This is a genomic window from Pseudomonas sp. BF-RE-25 (assembly GCF_019956105.1).
In the GTDB taxonomy this organism is placed as follows: domain Bacteria; phylum Pseudomonadota; class Gammaproteobacteria; order Pseudomonadales; family Pseudomonadaceae; genus Aquipseudomonas; species Aquipseudomonas migulae.
This window is the reverse complement of the sequence record NZ_JAHBDB010000010.1, coordinates 24369-40768: the sequence shown is the minus strand read 5'-3', so window position 1 is coordinate 40768 and position 16400 is coordinate 24369. Positions and strand designations below refer to the sequence as shown.

13 protein-coding genes are annotated in these 16400 nt (G+C 59.1%); 1 reads left to right on the top strand and 12 read right to left on the bottom strand.

Annotated features, from left to right (window positions below):
- Window positions 1-13: 13 nt before the first annotated feature.
- Window positions 14-859 (bottom strand): S-formylglutathione hydrolase, encoded by an 846-nt coding sequence (gene fghA, locus KGB24_RS05370; RefSeq protein ID WP_223414412.1) that lies wholly within the window; start codon window positions 857-859, stop codon window positions 14-16.
- A gap of 8 nt (window positions 860-867) precedes the next feature.
- Window positions 868-1980, bottom strand: a complete 1113-nt coding sequence (locus KGB24_RS05365) for an S-(hydroxymethyl)glutathione dehydrogenase/class III alcohol dehydrogenase (RefSeq protein ID WP_008029001.1) — start codon at window positions 1978-1980, stop codon at window positions 868-870.
- Between the two features lie 106 nt (window positions 1981-2086).
- Here KGB24_RS05365 and KGB24_RS05360 point away from each other — a divergent pair, with 106 nt between their 5' ends.
- Window positions 2087-2983 carry a LysR substrate-binding domain-containing protein gene (locus KGB24_RS05360; RefSeq protein ID WP_008028998.1) on the top strand — a complete coding sequence of 299 codons (897 nt, stop codon included), beginning with the start codon at window positions 2087-2089 and terminating at the stop codon, window positions 2981-2983.
- A gap of 131 nt (window positions 2984-3114) precedes the next feature.
- Here the strand turns inward: KGB24_RS05360 and ispD are convergent, their stop codons facing one another.
- From ispD to lpxB, 10 genes are all read right to left on the bottom strand, one after another.
- On the bottom strand, window positions 3115-3822 hold the full coding sequence (gene ispD, locus KGB24_RS05355; protein ID WP_223414411.1) for a 2-C-methyl-D-erythritol 4-phosphate cytidylyltransferase: 708 nt from the start codon (window positions 3820-3822) through the stop codon (window positions 3115-3117).
- Entirely contained in the window at window positions 3819-4097 is a 279-nt protein-coding gene (gene ftsB / locus KGB24_RS05350; protein ID WP_008028992.1) for a cell division protein FtsB, read from the bottom strand. The genes ispD and ftsB overlap by 4 nt, the downstream gene beginning before the upstream one ends.
- Before the next feature lie 172 nt (window positions 4098-4269).
- Window positions 4270-5559, bottom strand: a complete 1290-nt coding sequence (gene eno / locus KGB24_RS05345; protein WP_008039408.1) for a phosphopyruvate hydratase — start codon at window positions 5557-5559, stop codon at window positions 4270-4272.
- Between the two features lie 156 nt (window positions 5560-5715).
- A complete protein-coding gene (kdsA, locus tag KGB24_RS05340) occupies window positions 5716-6561 on the bottom strand; it encodes a 3-deoxy-8-phosphooctulonate synthase (protein ID WP_008028990.1) in 846 nt (281 codons plus the stop codon).
- A gap of 5 nt (window positions 6562-6566) precedes the next feature.
- Window positions 6567-8198 carry a CTP synthase gene (locus KGB24_RS05335; RefSeq protein ID WP_008028989.1) on the bottom strand — a complete coding sequence of 544 codons (1632 nt, stop codon included), beginning with the start codon at window positions 8196-8198 and terminating at the stop codon, window positions 6567-6569.
- Between the two features lie 274 nt (window positions 8199-8472).
- Entirely contained in the window at window positions 8473-9801 is a 1329-nt protein-coding gene (tilS, locus tag KGB24_RS05330; RefSeq protein WP_223414410.1) for a tRNA lysidine(34) synthetase TilS, read from the bottom strand.
- Window positions 9802-9947: 146 nt separating this feature from the next.
- Entirely contained in the window at window positions 9948-10895 is a 948-nt protein-coding gene (locus tag KGB24_RS05325; RefSeq protein ID WP_008028987.1) for an acetyl-CoA carboxylase carboxyltransferase subunit alpha, read from the bottom strand.
- Between the two features lie 140 nt (window positions 10896-11035).
- Window positions 11036-14557 carry a DNA polymerase III subunit alpha gene (gene dnaE / locus KGB24_RS05320; protein WP_008028986.1) on the bottom strand — a complete coding sequence of 1174 codons (3522 nt, stop codon included), beginning with the start codon at window positions 14555-14557 and terminating at the stop codon, window positions 11036-11038.
- Between the two features lie 76 nt (window positions 14558-14633).
- Window positions 14634-15272, bottom strand: a complete 639-nt coding sequence (rnhB, locus tag KGB24_RS05315; protein WP_008028985.1) for a ribonuclease HII — start codon at window positions 15270-15272, stop codon at window positions 14634-14636.
- Window positions 15269-16399, bottom strand: coding sequence for a lipid-A-disaccharide synthase (gene lpxB / locus KGB24_RS05310; RefSeq protein ID WP_223414408.1), 1131 nt, complete (start codon window positions 16397-16399; stop codon window positions 15269-15271). Before lpxB ends, rnhB begins: the two co-directional genes overlap by 4 nt.
- Window position 16400 lies beyond the last annotated feature (1 nt).

Here is a 16400-nt window from a genome sequence, read left to right as displayed (position 1 = left end):
GCTTTGTCAGTCATTAGGCGCTTAGAGCACGTCCATGATGCTGCAAGTGTTCATCGATGAAGCTGGCGATGAAGAAATAGCTGTGGTCGTAGCCCGGTTGCAAGCGCAACGTCAGCGGATGACCGGCCAGTTTGGCCGCCTGTTGCAAGGCTTCAGGCTTGAGCTGGGTGGCGAGAAAATCATCTCGATCACCTTGGTCGACCAACAGCGGCAGCTTCTCGTCAGCCTCGGCAATCAGCGCACAGGCATCCCACTCGCGCCACTTCGAACGGTCTTCGCCGAGGTAACGGGAAAAGGCTTTCTGACCCCACGGGCAATCCATCGGATTGTTGATCGGCGAGAACGCCGACACCGACTGATAGCGCCCCGGATTGCGCAACGCACAGACCAGCGCGCCGTGACCGCCCATGGAGTGGCCGCTGATACCGCGCTTGTCCGAAGCCGGGAAATGGGCTTCGACCAATGCCGGCAATTCCTGCACGACATAGTCATGCATCCGATAGTGCCGCGACCAGGGTTCCTGCGTGGCATTCAGATAAAACCCGGCGCCCAGGCCGAAGTCCCAGGCACCGTCCGGATCACCCGGCACATCGGGACCGCGCGGGCTGGTGTCCGGGGCAACGATGATCAACCCAAGCTCGGCGGCCATGCGCATGGCGCCGGCCTTTTGCATGAAGTTTTCGTCGGTGCAGGTCAGGCCGGACAACCAGTACAGCACCGGCAGTTTGCCGCCCTGCTCCGCTTGCGGCGGCAGGTACACGGCAAACACCATGTCGCAACCGAGCACGTCGGAGCGGTGCCGGTAGCGTTTGTGCCAGCCGCCAAAGGTTTTCTGGCAGGAGATATTTTCCAGGCTCATGACCGACCTCAGAAATGGATGACGGAACGGATGCTTTTTCCTTCATGCATCAGGTCGAAAGCCTTGTTGATATCTTCCAGGCCCATGGTGTGGGTGATGAACGTATCCAGCGGGATTTCACCGGTCTCGGCCATTTCGACATAGCTCGGCAACTCGGTACGACCGCGCACACCGCCGAACGCCGAACCGCGCCAGACGCGACCGGTGACCAACTGGAATGGGCGGGTAGCGATTTCCTGACCGGCACCGGCGACGCCGATGATCACCGACTCACCCCAACCTTTGTGGCAGCACTCAAGTGCGGCGCGCATCAATTGGACATTGCCGATGCATTCGAAGGAAAAGTCGACACCGCCATCGGTCATGTCGACGATGACTTCCTGGATCGGACGGTCGAAGTCTTTCGGGTTCACGCAGTCGGTTGCACCCAACTGTTTGGCGATCTCGAATTTGGCCGGGTTGATGTCGATGGCGATGATGCGCGCAGCCTTGGCTTTTACCGCGCCAATGACCGCCGACAGACCAATACCGCCAAGACCGAAAATCGCCACGGTATCACCCGGTTTCACCTTGGCTGTATTGAGTACCGCGCCAATGCCGGTGGTGACACCGCAGCCCAGCAGGCAGACTTTTTCCAGTGGCGCTTCTTTAGGAATCTTGGCGACGGAGATTTCCGGCAGCACGGTGTATTCGGAGAACGTCGAAGTGCCCATGTAGTGGAAAATCGGCTGGCCCTTGTAGGAAAAACGCGTGGTGCCATCTGGCATCAGGCCTTTGCCCTGGGTCGCACGAATCGCCTGGCACAGGTTGGTCTTGCCCGACAGGCAGAATTTGCACTGACGGCATTCCGGGGTGTACAGCGGGATCACATGATCGCCGACAGCGACCGAGGTCACGCCCTCGCCAATCGCTTCAACCACCGCGCCACCTTCGTGACCGAGGATCGACGGGAAGATACCTTCCGGGTCAGCGCCCGACAGGGTGTAGGCATCGGTATGACAGACACCGGAGGCAACCACACGCAACAGAACTTCACCGGCCTTGGGCAGGGCGACATCGACTTCAACGATCTCGAGGGGTTTCTTGGCCTCAAAGGCAACGGCGGCGCGCGACTTGATCATGTTGGTTCTCCAGTGAATAAAACGAGACAGTGAGTGTAATACAGCGCCTTACGATGAATAATCCGGACAAAAGCAAAACATTATTGCCACACAGGGATAATCGTTAATGTCCGAGAACCGCTGGGAAGGTATCGACGAGTTCGTCGCCGTGGCCGAGTGCAGCCAGTTTACGGCGGCGGCGGAGCGTCTTGGGGTGTCTTCCTCCCACATCAGTCGCCAAATAGTACGCCTCGAAGAACGCCTTCAGACGCGCCTGCTGTACCGCAGCACCCGGCGAGTCACGCTGACCGAAGCCGGGCAAACTTTTTTGCAACATTGCCAACGCTTGCAGGACGGTCGTGAAGAAGCGCTCAGAGCCGTCGGCGACCTGACCAGCGAGCCCAAAGGCATGTTGCGCATGACCTGCGCGGTGGCCTACGGCGAGCGCTTTATCGTGCCGCTGGTGACGCGATTCATGGGGCTTTATCCGCAACTGCGGATTGATATCGAACTGAGCAACCGGCAACTCGACCTGGTGCATGAAGGCCTGGACCTGGCGATCCGCCTCGGCCGCCTTCAGGACTCGCGACTGGTGGCAACGCGACTGGCACCGCGACGCATGTATTTGTGTGCGTCGCCGTCCTACCTGGAACGGTATGGTCGCCCACATAGCTTGTCGGAATTGAGCCGCCACAACTGCCTCATCGGTAGTTCGGACCTGTGGCAACTGGAACAGAACGGGCGGGAATTTTCCCAGCGGGTGCAGGGAAACTGGCGTTGCAACAGTGGGCAAGCGGTGCTGGATGCGGCGTTACAGGGCGTCGGGCTCTGTCAGTTGCCGGATTATTACGTGCTGGAGCATCTGAAAACCGGGGATTTGATTTCGCTGCTGGAGGCTCATCAGCCGCCGAACACTGCCGTTTGGGCGCTTTATCCACAGCAGCGGCATCTGTCGCCGAAGGTGCGCAAGTTGGTGGATTATTTGAAGGAAGGGTTGGCCGAAAGGCCGGAGTATCGGAGTTAGAAGAGGGTCGGAGTGTCAGTGGAATGCTGGTTGTCTGGACCGCCGCCATCGCGGGCAAGCCCGCTCCCACAAGGACTACAAAAAACCTGTGGGAGCGGGCTTGCCCGCGATAGCAATCTATCAAGCAAGAGTCAGCGGCGGTTAGCCCAACGCTGTCTCAACCACTCGAGGTCCTCGGGGCGAGTAACCTTGAGGTTGTCCGACCGACCTTCAATCAAGCGAGGAGCCATACCAGCCCACTCCATCGCCGACGCTTCATCAGTGATCACCGCATCCGCCACCAGACTGTCCGCCAACGCACGATGCAACGCACCAAGTCGAAACATCTGCGGCGTATACGCCTGCCAGATCACGCTGCGATCCACGGTTTCAACGACACGACCGTGCTTGTCGACCCGCTTCAGGGTATCGCGTGCCGGAACCGCCAGCAGCCCGCCGACCGGATCGTCAGCCAGTTCAACCAGCAACTTGTCCAGATCATCGCGGCTCAGATTCGGCCGCGCAGCATCGTGGACCAACACCCAATCCTCATCGTCCGCACCCAAGGCATGCAAGTGCAGCAAGGCATTGAGCACCGACCCGGAACGCTCGGCGCCACCGTCAACGCGTTGAATACGCGAATCGCCGGCGCATGCCAGATTGGGCCAATAAGGATCATCAACAGCCAGACTGACCACCAGCCCCTTGAGGGAAGGATGGTCAAGGAAACAGCCAAGGCTGTGTTCAAGAATAGTGCGCCCGCCCAGGTGCAAATATTGCTTGGGACGGTCTGCGGCCATACGGGCACCGACGCCCGCGGCAGGGATAACGGCCCAGAAGGCCGGTAACGAGGAATTCATTGAGCCAACTGGTAAAGGGTTTCACCGTCCTTGACCATGCCCAACTCATGGCGAGCCCGCTCTTCAACGGTCTCCATGCCTTTTTTCAATTCACTGACTTCAGCGTCCATGACCCGATTGCGCTCCAGCAGGCCTTCGTTCTCAGCATGTTGATCCGCGATCTGCTGAGTCAGCTCGGCCACTTGCGCCAGACTGCCATTACCCACCCACAGGCGGTATTGCAGGCCAGCCAGCAACAAGAGCAAGACGAGGAACAACCAATTGGGACTGCGCATCGAATATCAGGTATCCAGTGAAAAAAGACAGCCATGCCAAAACTTTGAAGCTTCTGATAGCACGAAGCCTGGAAAATCCAGGCTTGTGCTCTTAAGGCATCAGATTAGTGGCAAAAACGTCGCTGTCGCGATTTTTCCGACACAATCCGGTGTCTTTTTTACCTTATAGCAATCAGCCGCGGAACTCGCTGCGACCGTTGTACTTGGCTTTTCCATTCAACTGCTCTTCGATGCGCAGCAGTTGGTTGTACTTGGAAACGCGGTCGGAACGGCACAGGGAGCCGGTCTTGATCTGGCCAGCCGAAGTGCCCACAGCCAGGTCGGCAATGGTCGAATCTTCGGTTTCGCCGGAGCGGTGCGAGATGACGGCGGTGTAACCAGCGGCCTTGGCCATCTGGATGGCTTCCAGAGTTTCGGTCAGGGTGCCGATCTGGTTGAACTTGATCAGGATCGAGTTGGCGATCTTTTTATCGATGCCTTCTTTCAGGATCTTGGTGTTGGTCACGAACAGGTCGTCGCCTACCAGCTGGGTTTTCTCGCCGATCTTGTCGGTGAGGATTTTCCAGCCAGCCCAGTCGGACTCGTCCAGGCCATCTTCGATGGAGATGATCGGGTAGCGCTCGGTCAGGCCTTTCAGGTAATCGGCGAAACCTTCAGCGGTGAACACCTGGCCTTCGCCGGACAGGTTGTACTTGCCGTCTTCGTAGAACTCGCTGGCCGCGCAGTCCAGTGCCAGGGTCACGTCGGTGCCCAGCTTGTAACCGGCGTTGGCCACGGCTTCGGAGATCACTTTCAAAGCGTCTTCGTTGGATGCCAGGTTCGGTGCGAAACCACCTTCGTCACCGACGGCAGTGCTCAGGCCACGGGCCTTCAACACAGCTTTGAGGTGATGGAAAATCTCGGTGCCCATGCGCAGACCTTCCGAGAAAGACTTGGCGCCAACCGGCTGAACCATGAACTCCTGGATGTCGACGTTGTTATCGGCGTGCTCGCCACCGTTGATGATGTTCATCATCGGAACCGGCATCGAGTAAACACCCGGGGTGCCGTTCAGGTTGGCGATGTGTGCGTACAGCGGCAGGTCCTGGTCCTGAGCTGCTGCCTTGGCCGCGGCCAGGGAAACGGCGAGGATCGCGTTGGCGCCCAGGGAGCCTTTGTTTTCAGTACCGTCCAGCTTGATCATCGCGTGATCCAGCGCTTTCTGGTCGCTTGGATCTGTACCTTTCAACAGGTCGCGGATCGGACCGTTGATGTTGGCGACGGCTTTCAGAACGCCTTTGCCCAGGTAACGGCTCTTGTCGCCATCACGCAGCTCGAGCGCTTCACGCGAGCCAGTGGAAGCACCGGACGGCGCGCAAGCGCTGCCGATGATGCCGTTATCGAGAAGCACGTCCGCTTCCACGGTGGGGTTGCCACGGGAGTCGAGAACTTCACGACCTTTGATGTCGACGATTTTTGCCATTGTTGTAAACACTCCAAAGTTGACGAAAACGACGCAGCTGAAGGAAATCTTTTATCGCCGGCAAGTGATGTGCAACGGGCAGACTTGCGGACGATAAGGCTCAGGCCCGAGGGCCTGAGCAACAAATCGTGCGGTACTTTACCGGAGAAATGAGGATTACGCGGTTTCTACCGTCGGAAAACTCTTCACCAGTTCGTCCAAAGCTTTGAGCTGGGCCAGGAATGGCTCCAGTTTGTCCAGACGCAAGGCGCAAGGGCCGTCGCATTTGGCGTTGTCCGGGTCCGGGTGGGCTTCGAGGAACAGACCGGCCAGTGACTGGCTGATCCCGGCTTTCGCCAGATCGAGGACCTGGGCGCGACGACCGCCGGCGGAATCGGCACGACCGCCAGGCATTTGCAGCGCGTGGGTCACGTCGAAGAACACCGGGTACTCGAACTGCTTCATGATGCCGAAGCCAAGCATGTCGACCACCAGGTTGTTGTAGCCGAAGCTCGAACCACGCTCGCAGAGGATCAACTGATCGTTACCCGCTTCCACGCACTTGTTCAGGATGTGCTTCATTTCCTGAGGTGCGAGGAACTGGGCTTTCTTGATGTTGATCACCGCACCGGTCTTGGCCATCGCGACCACGAGGTCGGTCTGGCGCGACAGGAAGGCCGGCAGCTGGATGATGTCGCAGACTTCAGCGACGACCGCGGCCTGTTCAGGCTCGTGGACGTCGGTGATGATCGGCACGCCGAAGGCTTGCTTGATGTCCTGGAAAATCCGCATGCCCTCTTCCAGGCCGGGGCCACGGTAAGAGGTCACGGAGGAACGGTTGGCCTTGTCGAAGCTGGCCTTGAACACGTAAGGGATACCGAGTTTCTCGGTGACCTTCACGTATTCTTCGCAGACCTGCATCGCCATGTCGCGGCTTTCCAGCACGTTCATGCCACCGAAAAGCACCATTGGCTTGTCGTTGGCAATCTCGATATCGCCTACGCGGATGATCTTCTGCGCCATAAGGTTCAAGCCTTCTTCTGGTGTTGAGCCAAAGCTGCTTTGACGAAGCCGCTGAACAACGGGTGACCGTCGCGTGGCGTCGAGGTGAACTCAGGGTGGAACTGGCAAGCGACGAACCATGGATGATCCGGGGCTTCGACCACTTCAACCAGCGCACCATCACCGGAGCGACCGGAGATTTTCAGACCGGCTTCCATGATTTTCGGCAGCAGGTTGTTGTTCACTTCGTAGCGGTGACGGTGACGCTCGACGATCACGTCCTTGCCGTAGCAACCGTGAACCAGGGAACCCGGCTCCAACAGGCAATCCTGCGCGCCGAGACGCATGGTGCCGCCCAGATCGGAGGTTTCGGTACGGGTTTCGACGGCGCCGGTGGCGTCTTCCCACTCGGTGATCAGACCCACGACCGGGTGACCGCTTGCACGATCGAACTCGGTGGAGTTGGCGTCTTTCCAGCCCATGACGTTACGAGCGAACTCGATGACCGCCACTTGCATGCCCAGGCAGATGCCGAGGTACGGAACCTTGTTTTCGCGAGCGTACTGGACGGCGGTGATCTTGCCTTCCACGCCGCGCAGACCGAAGCCGCCAGGCACCAGAATCGCGTCGACGCCTTCCAGCAGCGCAGTGCCCTGGTTTTCGATGTCTTCGGAATCGATGTAGCGCAGGTTGACCTTGGTGCGGTTGCTGATGCCGGCGTGACTCATCGCTTCGATCAGCGACTTGTAGGCGTCCAGCAATTCCATGTACTTGCCGACCATGGCGATGGTGACTTCGTGCTCAGGATTGAGCTTGGCGTCAACCACGGCTTCCCACTCGGACAGATCGGCGCCGCCGCATTGCAGGCCGAAACGCTCGACCACAAAATCATCCAGGCCTTGCGAATGCAGGATGCCCGGGATCTTGTAGATGGTGTCGGCGTCTTCCAGCGCGATCACCGCACGTTCTTCAACGTTGGTGAATTGCGCGATCTTGCGACGCGAGGAGATGTCGATCGGGTGATCGGAGCGGCACACCAGCACGTCAGGTTGCAGGCCGATGGAGCGCAGCTCCTTGACCGAGTGCTGGGTTGGCTTGGTTTTGGTTTCGCCGGCAGTGGCGATGTACGGCACCAGTGTCAGGTGCATCAGCATCGCGCGCTTGGCGCCGACTTCGAAACGCAGCTGGCGGATGGCTTCGAGGAACGGTTGGGATTCGATGTCACCCACGGTGCCACCGATCTCGACCATGGCCACGTCGGCATCGCCGGCGCCCTTGATGATCCGGCGCTTGATTTCGTCGGTGATGTGCGGGATCACCTGGATGGTCGCGCCCAGGTAATCACCACGGCGCTCTTTGCGCAGGACGTGTTCGTAGACACGGCCGGTGGTGAAGTTGTTGTTCTGGGTCATGGTCGTGCGGATGAACCGCTCGTAGTGACCCAGGTCCAGGTCGGTCTCGGCGCCGTCGTGGGTGACGAACACTTCACCGTGCTGGAACGGGCTCATGGTGCCCGGATCGACGTTGATGTACGGATCCAGCTTCAGCATGGTGACCTTAAGTCCCCGCGCCTCCAGGATGGCCGCCAATGAAGCCGATGCAATGCCTTTCCCCAATGAAGAAACAACACCGCCCGTGACGAATATGTAGCGCGTCATGAAAAACCCTAGAAGTCTGCGTTAAAGCGGTCCGAGCCGCCGGGGAAAGCGAAGGAAGGCCGAAGCCCCCGATCACCTGCATTAATCACAGTGCACCTTTCAAAAAAACCGCCGCGTTGGGACAGACCGGAAGATGAAACACCGGTACGTTGCTCGCTACACATTTTTTGGAATCGCCCAGCAAAGACTGCTTGGTAATCGGCAACTCCTGCAATTCAGGCGAATCCACAGAAGTTGTATCAAGAAGGGAGCGTAGTCTACCGGAAAGCCCCTTTCAGCTCAAACCTTGATCTTCGTTCGGTGGTTGCCAATGCAAATTCCAGCCGTCCTGCTCACTGCCATTCAAGCCTCGCAGCCTCGCCACCGCCAGCAATTGCTCGCCCTGATAGAGCAGCGGCAATCGGCCACGGACGAAGCCCGGGACCCCGCGTTCGTTGAGCAAACGCTTCAGATCACGATGACCGCGCTCGGGCAGACTCATGACCTCCCCCCCTTCACGATAGCGGATATGCAGCGGCCCATCGGGGGGTTGACCGGTGAGCGAGAGCACGCCGTTATCCGGCAACGCCAGCGATAGCGAGGGATCAGGCCAATCAGGCGCGGGCGGTGGCGTTCGCAGCCAGCAGCCCGACAGCCACCAGATCCGCCCGCCCGCCCGGTGCAATTCCCCATCGGCCAAGCGCCAGACCGGAGAGGCATCCGCAGCAGCATCACGAAAATTTTCCCAACCCGACCAATGGTCGCTATCCGGTAAACGGGTCAGTGCCGAGAGCCAGTGACTCACTGCATTTCGCTGGCGAGCGGCGGACAGGCTGGCAAGCGTAGAAAGCTCAAGTGACGGCACACTCAGCCAATCGAATTCACTGATGGAGCTGGCCTGGGCCAGATCGATTTGCGCCAACTCATCAAGCAGTTCCTGCGCTTCGCTCAGATGCGCGGCGCTGCGAGCCATAGTCGCCATCGCTTGAGGCCAGCGCTCGGTCAGCACCGGGAACACCTGATTGCGCAAATAATTACGCGAGAAACGTCGATCCTGATTGGAAGGATCCTCGATCCAGCTCAATGAGTACTGGTTCGCGTAACCCTCCAACTCTGCTCGCGAGACATCGAGCAAGGGGCGCACCAGATGCCCTTTGCCCAACACACGTTGACGTGGCATCCCTGACAACCCTCTCGCCCCTGCCCCACGCAGCAATCGGAACAACAGGGTTTCCGCCTGATCATCACGATGCTGGGCGGTCAGCAGCACTTCATTGGCTTGAGTAGCCTCGATGAACGCACCATAACGCGCGTCACGGGCTGCACGCTCAAGGCTGGCGCCGGGCTGAACCTGGACGTGAATGACCTGTAGCGGTATTCCCAGCGCATCACAGACTGACTGGCAATGCTCCGGCCACGCGTCGGCCGCAGACTGGAGGCCGTGATGAATGTGAATAGCTTTCAGCTCAGGGAGGTGTTCGGTTTTGGCGAGATGGGCGAGAAGGTGCAAAAGGACCGTGGAGTCGAGTCCACCGGAGAAGGCGATGTGCCAGGTTGTTGCTTCGCGCCACGGTTTCAGATTCATCAAAAGCCGGGAAGGCAAATCAATCGTGGGCCGATCCATATCTTTCCCTTTGCACAAATCAAATGTGGGAGCGAGCCTGCTCGCGATAGCGGCTTAACATTCAACAAACTTGCTGACTGTTATACCGCTATCGCGAGCAGGCTCGCTCCCACATTGGTTACATCATTTGCCGAAGCAGTGGTCGATCAGAGACCGTAGCTCATCAGTCGCTCGTAACGGCGCTTGAGCAGCGCTTCGTTATCGAACTTCTTCAGCATCGCCAGTTGCGAGGTCAGCTCGGCACGGATCGATGCAGCGGCCGCCACCGGGTCGCGATGAGCGCCGCCCAGAGGTTCGCCGATCACTTTGTCAACGATGCCCAGGCCTTTCAGGCGCTCGGCGGTGATGCCCATGGCTTCAGCGGCATCCGGCGCTTTTTCGGCGGTTTTCCACAGAATCGACGCACAACCTTCCGGCGAAATCACCGCGTAGGTCGAGTACTGCAGCATATTCAACTGATCGCACACGCCGATTGCCAGTGCACCACCGGAACCACCTTCACCGATTACGGTGGCGATGATCGGGGTTTTCAGGCGAGCCATGACACGCAGGTTCCAGGCAATCGCTTCGCTCTGGTTGCGCTCTTCAGCGTCGATGCCCGGGTAAGCACCCGGCGTGTCGATGAAGGTCAGAATCGGCATTTTGAAACGTTCGGCCATTTCCATCAGGCGGCACGCCTTGCGGTAGCCTTCCGGACGCGGCATGCCGAAGTTGCGGCGAACCTTCTCGCGCACTTCGCGGCCTTTCTGGTGACCGATGATCATCACTGGCTGGTCATCCAGACGGGCCACGCCACCAACGATGGCAGCGTCGTCAGAGAAGTGACGGTCGCCGTGCAGCTCGTCGAACTCGGTGAAGATGTGCTCGATGTAGTCCAGAGTGTATGGACGTTTCGGGTGACGCGCCAGACGCGCGATCTGCCAGCTGGTCAGCTTGCCGAAGATATCTTCGGTCAGCGTGCTGCTTTTGTCCTGCAGGCGGGAGATCTCATCGCCGATATTCAGCGAATTGTCGTTACCGACCAAGCGCAACTCTTCGATCTTGGCTTGCAGGTCGGCGATCGGCTGTTCGAAATCTAGAAAATTCGGGTTCATAGGCGTCCGTCTTGGGTCGACGTCCAAGAGAGCTTGGGCCGGCCGGTTGTCTATTCGCGCCCTACCTTAAGGGAGAGGCGCGTTCAGGTCGAGATTAAAAATTCAGGTCGAGATCAGGGCGTTCAGTTGCTACCTGACCGTCAACGGTATTGGAGGAAGACGTTGTCTCGCCCGAACTGGTCACGCAAGGCTTGAATCAACGCATCCGCCGGGTCGATTCGCCAAGTCTCGCCGAACTGCAGCAAGGCCTTCGCATCGGGGCTCGTGTACTCCATGGTGATCGGGCACGCACCTCGGTGACGCTTGAACAGCTCACCCAGCCAGCGTAGCTGATCGCCTTTCAAATCCTTGGTCTGCAGCTTCAAGCGCAGACTTTCGGCCAGGTTGGTGCGCGCATCTTCCATGCTCATCACCCGCTTGACCCGCAGGCGCAAACCGCCGGAGAAATCGTCGTTGCTGACTTCGCCTTCAACAACAACCATCGCATCAGTCTGCAACAGCGACTGCGCCGAATGGAACGCATCGGCAAACAACGAAGCTTCGATGCGTCCAGAGCGATCGTCAAGGGTGATGAACCCCATCTTGTCGCCCTTTTTGTTTTTCATCACGCGCAGGGCAATGATCATCCCCGCAACGGTCTGAGTATCGCGAGCCGGCTTCAGGTCGATGATGCGCTGACGGGCAAAACGGCGGATTTCACCTTCGTATTCGTCGATCGGGTGACCGGTCAGGTACAGGCCCAGGGTGTCTTTCTCCCCTTTCAGGCGCTCCTTCAGGGTCAGCTCTTTCGCCTTGCGATGATTGGCGTAGACGTCGGCGTCTGCCTCGACGAACAGCCCGCCAAACAGATCGGCGTGACCACTGTCGTGGGTGCGAGCGGTTTGTTCGGCGGCCTTGATCGCCCCTTCCATCGCATTCAGCAGCACCGCGCGGTTCTGGTCGATGCTCGCTTGATAGGCTTTCGGTTCGTCATGGAAATACGGGCCCAGACGATCCAGCGCACCGCTGCGGATCAAACCGTCGAGGGTGCGCTTGTTGATGCGTTTGAGGTCGACACGGGCACAGAAATCGAACAGATCCTTGAACGGACCGTCCTGACGCGCCTCGGTAATCGCCTCTACCGGGCCTTCGCCCACACCCTTGATCGCGCCGAGGCCGTAAATGATGCGGCCTTCGTCATTCACCGTGAACTTGAACTCAGAGGTATTCACATCCGGCGCGTCGAGACGCAGCTTCATGGTGCGAATTTCTTCGATCAAGGTCACGACCTTGTCGGTGTTGTGCATATCCGCCGACAGTACCGCGGCCATGAACGGCGCCGGGTAGTGCGTTTTCAGCCACGCGGTCTGGTACGACACCAGCCCGTAGGCGGCGGAGTGGGATTTGTTGAAGCCGTAACCGGCGAATTTCTCTACCAGGTCGAAAATGTTACCGGCCAGGTCGGCTTCGATATTGTTGGTCTTGCAACCTTCAATGAAACCGCCGCGCTGCTTGGCCATTTCTTCGGGCTTTTTCTTACCCATGGCCCGCCGCAGCATGTCCGCACCGCCGAGGGTGTAACCGGCCATGACCTGGGCGATCTGCATCACCTGTTCCTGATACAGGATGATGCCGTAAGTCGGTGCCAGTACCGGTTTCAGGCCTTCGTACTGGTAATCCGAGTGCGGGTACGCGAGTTCGGCGCGCCCGTGCTTACGGTTGATAAAGTCGTCAACCATGCCGGATTGCAAAGGGCCCGGACGGAACAGGGCCACCAGTGCGATCAAGTCTTCCAGGCAGTCGGGCTTGAGCTTTTTGATCAGCTCTTTCATGCCGCGCGACTCGAGCTGGAACACCGCGGTGGTTTCCGCTTTTTGCAGCAGCGTGTAGGTCGGCTTGTCGTCCAGCGGGATGAACGCGATGTCCAGCGGCGGTTCGTTGACCTTGGCGCGGTCGCGGTTGATGGTTTTCAGCGCCCAGTCGATGACCGTCAGGGTCCGCAGACCGAGGAAGTCGAACTTCACCAGGCCGGCGGCTTCAACGTCGTCCTTGTCGAACTGGGTTACCAGGCCGTCACCGGCCTCGTCGCAATAGATCGGCGAGAAGTCGGTCAGCTTGGTCGGCGCGATAACCACACCACCGGCGTGTTTACCGACGTTACGCACGACGCCTTCAAGCTTGCGCGCCATTTCCCAGATTTCCGCGGCTTCTTCATCGACCTTGATGAAGTCACGGAGGATTTCTTCCTGCTCGTAGGCTTTTTCCAGGGTCATGCCGACTTCGAACGGAATCATCTTCGACAGACGATCCGCCAGGCCGTAGGACTTGCCTTGCACCCGCGCCACGTCACGGACCACAGCCTTGGCGGCCATGGAACCGAAAGTGATGATCTGGCTTACCGCGTTGCGCCCGTATTTCTCGGCCACGTAGTCGATTACGCGGTCACGACCGTCCATGCAGAAGTCAACGTCGAAGTCGGGCATGGAGACCCGTTCCGGGTTGAGGAACCGCTCGAACAGCAGGTCATATTCCAGCGGGTCGAGGTCGGTGATTTTCTGCACATAGGCCACCAGCGACCCGGCACCCGATCCACGGCCAGGGCCTACCGGCACGCCGTTGCTCTTGGCCCACTGGATAAAGTCCATCACGATCAGGAAGTAACCGGGAAAGCCCATCTGGATGATGATATCCAGCTCGAAATTCAACCGGTCGACGTAGACCTGGCGCTTGGCTTCATAGTCTTCGGTGGTGTCCTTGGGCAGCAGAACGGTCAGTCGTTCTTCCAGGCCATCGAAAGACACCTTGCGGAAATATTCGTCGATGGTCATGCCATCGGGAATCGGGAAGTTGGGCAGGAAGTGCGTGCCCAGCTTCACTTCGATGTTGCAGCGCTTGGCGATCTCGACGGTGTTTTCCAGCGCCTCGGGAATGTCGCTGAACAGCTCGGCCATTTCCTCGGCGCTTTTGAGGTATTGCTGATCGCTGTAGTTCTTCGAACGCCGCGGATCGTCGAGGGCGCGGCCCTCACCGATGCAGACGCGGGTTTCGTGAGCGGCAAAGTCTTCCTGTTTGATGAAGCGCACGTCGTTGGTCGCTACCAGCGGCGCCCCGATTTTCTCGGCCAGGGCCACGGCGCCGTGCAGTTGTTCTTCATCGTTAGGGCGGTTGGTGCGCTGGATTTCCAGGTAGAAACGATCCGGAAACACCGCCATCCATTCGCGCGCCAGTTTTTCCGCTTCCGCCGGATTGCCGCTGAGCATGGCCAGGCCGATTTCGCCTTCCTTCGCCGCCGACAGCATGATCAAGCCTTCGCTGGCCTCGGCCACCCACTCACGCTCGATAATGATCGAGCCATTGCGCTGGCCGTCGATGAAACCGCGGGAGATCAGCTCGGTCAGGTTGCGATAGCCGACAGCGTTCATGGCCAGCAGGCTGATCCGGCTCAGGGCGTTGTCCGGGTCCTTGTTCGACAGCCACAAGTCGGCGCCGCAGATCGGCTTGATACCTGCGCCCATCGAGGCTTTATAGAATTTGACCAGGGAACACATGTTGTTCTGATCGGTGACCGCTACGGCAGGCATGTTCATGCCGACCAGGGTCTTGACCAGCGGTTTGATCCGCACCAGACCGTCGACCAGGGAGTATTCAGTGTGCAGGCGTAGGTGAACGAATGAAGCCGGCATAGTGATCCTGCGTTATGTCATGAAAACAACAAGGCCCGGATTGTACCGGGCCTTGGCGAAAACATCAGCCTCGCGACTAACTCTCGATGAGGCTTTCGCGCGCCTCATAAGCCAACCGCACCGGCGCGAACGAGCGGCGGTGAATCGGCGTCGGCCCCAAGCGTGCCAGCGCCTCCAGATGAACGGGCGTCGGGTAGCCCTTGTGACCGCCGATGCCGTAACCCGGGTAAATCAGTTCGAAAGCAGCCATTTCACGGTCGCGGCTGACCTTGGCCAGAATCGAGGCCGCGGCGATGGCAGGGACCTTGCTGTCGCCCTTGACCACGGCTTCAGCGCGCATGGCCAGTTTCGGGCAACGGTTACCGTCGATCATCGCCAGTTTTGGCTGAATGTGCAGGCCTTCGATCGCACGCTGCATGGCCAGCATGGTGGCATGGAGGATGTTCAGCTCGTCGATTTCTTCGACTTCCGCGCGAGCGATGCACCAGCTCAGGGCTTTTTCGCAGATTTCGTCGAAGAGTTTTTCGCGGCGGGCTTCGGTGAGCTTCTTCGAATCGTTGAGGCCAAGGATCGGACGATTCGGATCGAGAATCACCGCTGCCGTCACCACGGCGCCGCAGAGCGGGCCGCGACCGACTTCATCAACACCGGCAACCAGCTCTTCGACTTCGGCGACCAGGGTGAAATCAAGGCCCATCTGTTGTGCTTTTGTCATTGTGTTTTGCCGATCAGATTCAGTACCGCGTCCGCCGCCTGATTGGAGGCATCCAGGCGCAAGGTCCGGTGGATTTCGTCGAAACCGCGGGTCTGCTCTTCGCCACCTTCGATCAGGGGCGACAGCGTCTGGGCCAAGGCTTCAACCGTTGCATCGTCCTGTAACAATTCAGGCACCAAGAGGCGCTGGGCGAGCAGGTTCGGCAACGAGACGTAAGGGCTTTTCACCATGCGTTTGAGGATCCAGAACGTCAGCGGTGCCAGACGATAAGCCACCACCATCGGACGCTTGTACAGCAAGGCTTCGAGGGTCGCTGTTCCGGAGGCAATCAACACTGCGTCGCAGGCGGCCAGCGCCAGATGGGACTTGCCGTCGAGCAGGGTCAGCGGCAGATCGCGACCGGCCAGCAGTTCTTCAAGCTGCGCGCGGCGCTGAGGGCTGGCACAAGGAATAATGAACCGCACGCCAGGACGCATGGCGCGCAAACGCTCGGCGGCATCGAGGAACAAAGCGCCCAGACGCCCGACTTCGCCACCGCGACTGCCCGGCATCAGCGCGACCAATGGGCCATCAGGCAAACCGAGCTCGGCGCGTGCGGCGCGACGATCAGCCTCAAGGGGTATCGCATCGGCCAAGGTGTGACCGACAAACCGCACCGGCACGCCCTTCTCTTCATAGAATTTCGCTTCAAACGGGAACAGCGTCAGCATCAGGTCGCAACCTTCGCGAATCTTCAGCACCCGCTTCTGCCGCCACGCCCACACTGACGGGCTGACGTAATGCACGGTCTTGATCCCGGCCTGACGCAGCTTCAGTTCGATGTTGAGGTTGAAATCCGGCGCATCGATACCGATGAACACGTCCGGTTTCTCGGCGATCAAGTCTGCGATCAGCTTCTTGCGGCGTTTCAACAACTCGCGCAGCCGACCGAGCACTTCCACCAGCCCCATGACCGAGAGACGTTCCATCGGAAAATATGAGGTCAGGCCTTCAGCCTGCATCAGCGGACCACCGACACCGATGAACTCGACCGCCGGATGCTGTGTCTTGAGCGCACGCATGAGACCGGCGCCCAGAATGTCACCGGAAGCCTCACCCGCCACCAGCGCAATACGCAGATTAGCCATG

Excerpts from the sequence above, each read along its gene's own strand:
- fghA (WP_223414412.1), bottom strand. The coding sequence starts at position 859 with ATGAGCCTGGAAAATATCTCCTGCCAGAAAACCTTTGGCGGCTGGCAC.
- KGB24_RS05365 (WP_008029001.1), bottom strand. The coding sequence starts at position 1,980 with ATGATCAAGTCGCGCGCCGCCGTTGCCTTTGAGGCCAAGAAACCCCTC.
- KGB24_RS05360 (WP_008028998.1), top strand. The coding sequence starts at position 2,087 with ATGTCCGAGAACCGCTGGGAAGGTATCGACGAGTTCGTCGCCGTGGCC.
- ispD (WP_223414411.1), bottom strand. The coding sequence starts at position 3,822 with ATGAATTCCTCGTTACCGGCCTTCTGGGCCGTTATCCCTGCCGCGGGC.
- ftsB (WP_008028992.1), bottom strand. The coding sequence starts at position 4,097 with ATGCGCAGTCCCAATTGGTTGTTCCTCGTCTTGCTCTTGTTGCTGGCT.
- eno (WP_008039408.1), bottom strand. The coding sequence starts at position 5,559 with ATGGCAAAAATCGTCGACATCAAAGGTCGTGAAGTTCTCGACTCCCGT.
- kdsA (WP_008028990.1), bottom strand. The coding sequence starts at position 6,561 with ATGGCGCAGAAGATCATCCGCGTAGGCGATATCGAGATTGCCAACGAC.
- KGB24_RS05335 (WP_008028989.1), bottom strand. The coding sequence starts at position 8,198 with ATGACGCGCTACATATTCGTCACGGGCGGTGTTGTTTCTTCATTGGGG.
- tilS (WP_223414410.1), bottom strand. The coding sequence starts at position 9,801 with ATGGATCGGCCCACGATTGATTTGCCTTCCCGGCTTTTGATGAATCTG.
- KGB24_RS05325 (WP_008028987.1), bottom strand. The coding sequence starts at position 10,895 with ATGAACCCGAATTTTCTAGATTTCGAACAGCCGATCGCCGACCTGCAA.
- dnaE (WP_008028986.1), bottom strand. The coding sequence starts at position 14,557 with ATGCCGGCTTCATTCGTTCACCTACGCCTGCACACTGAATACTCCCTG.
- rnhB (WP_008028985.1), bottom strand. The coding sequence starts at position 15,272 with ATGACAAAAGCACAACAGATGGGCCTTGATTTCACCCTGGTCGCCGAA.
- lpxB (WP_223414408.1), bottom strand. The coding sequence starts at position 16,399 with ATGGCTAATCTGCGTATTGCGCTGGTGGCGGGTGAGGCTTCCGGTGAC.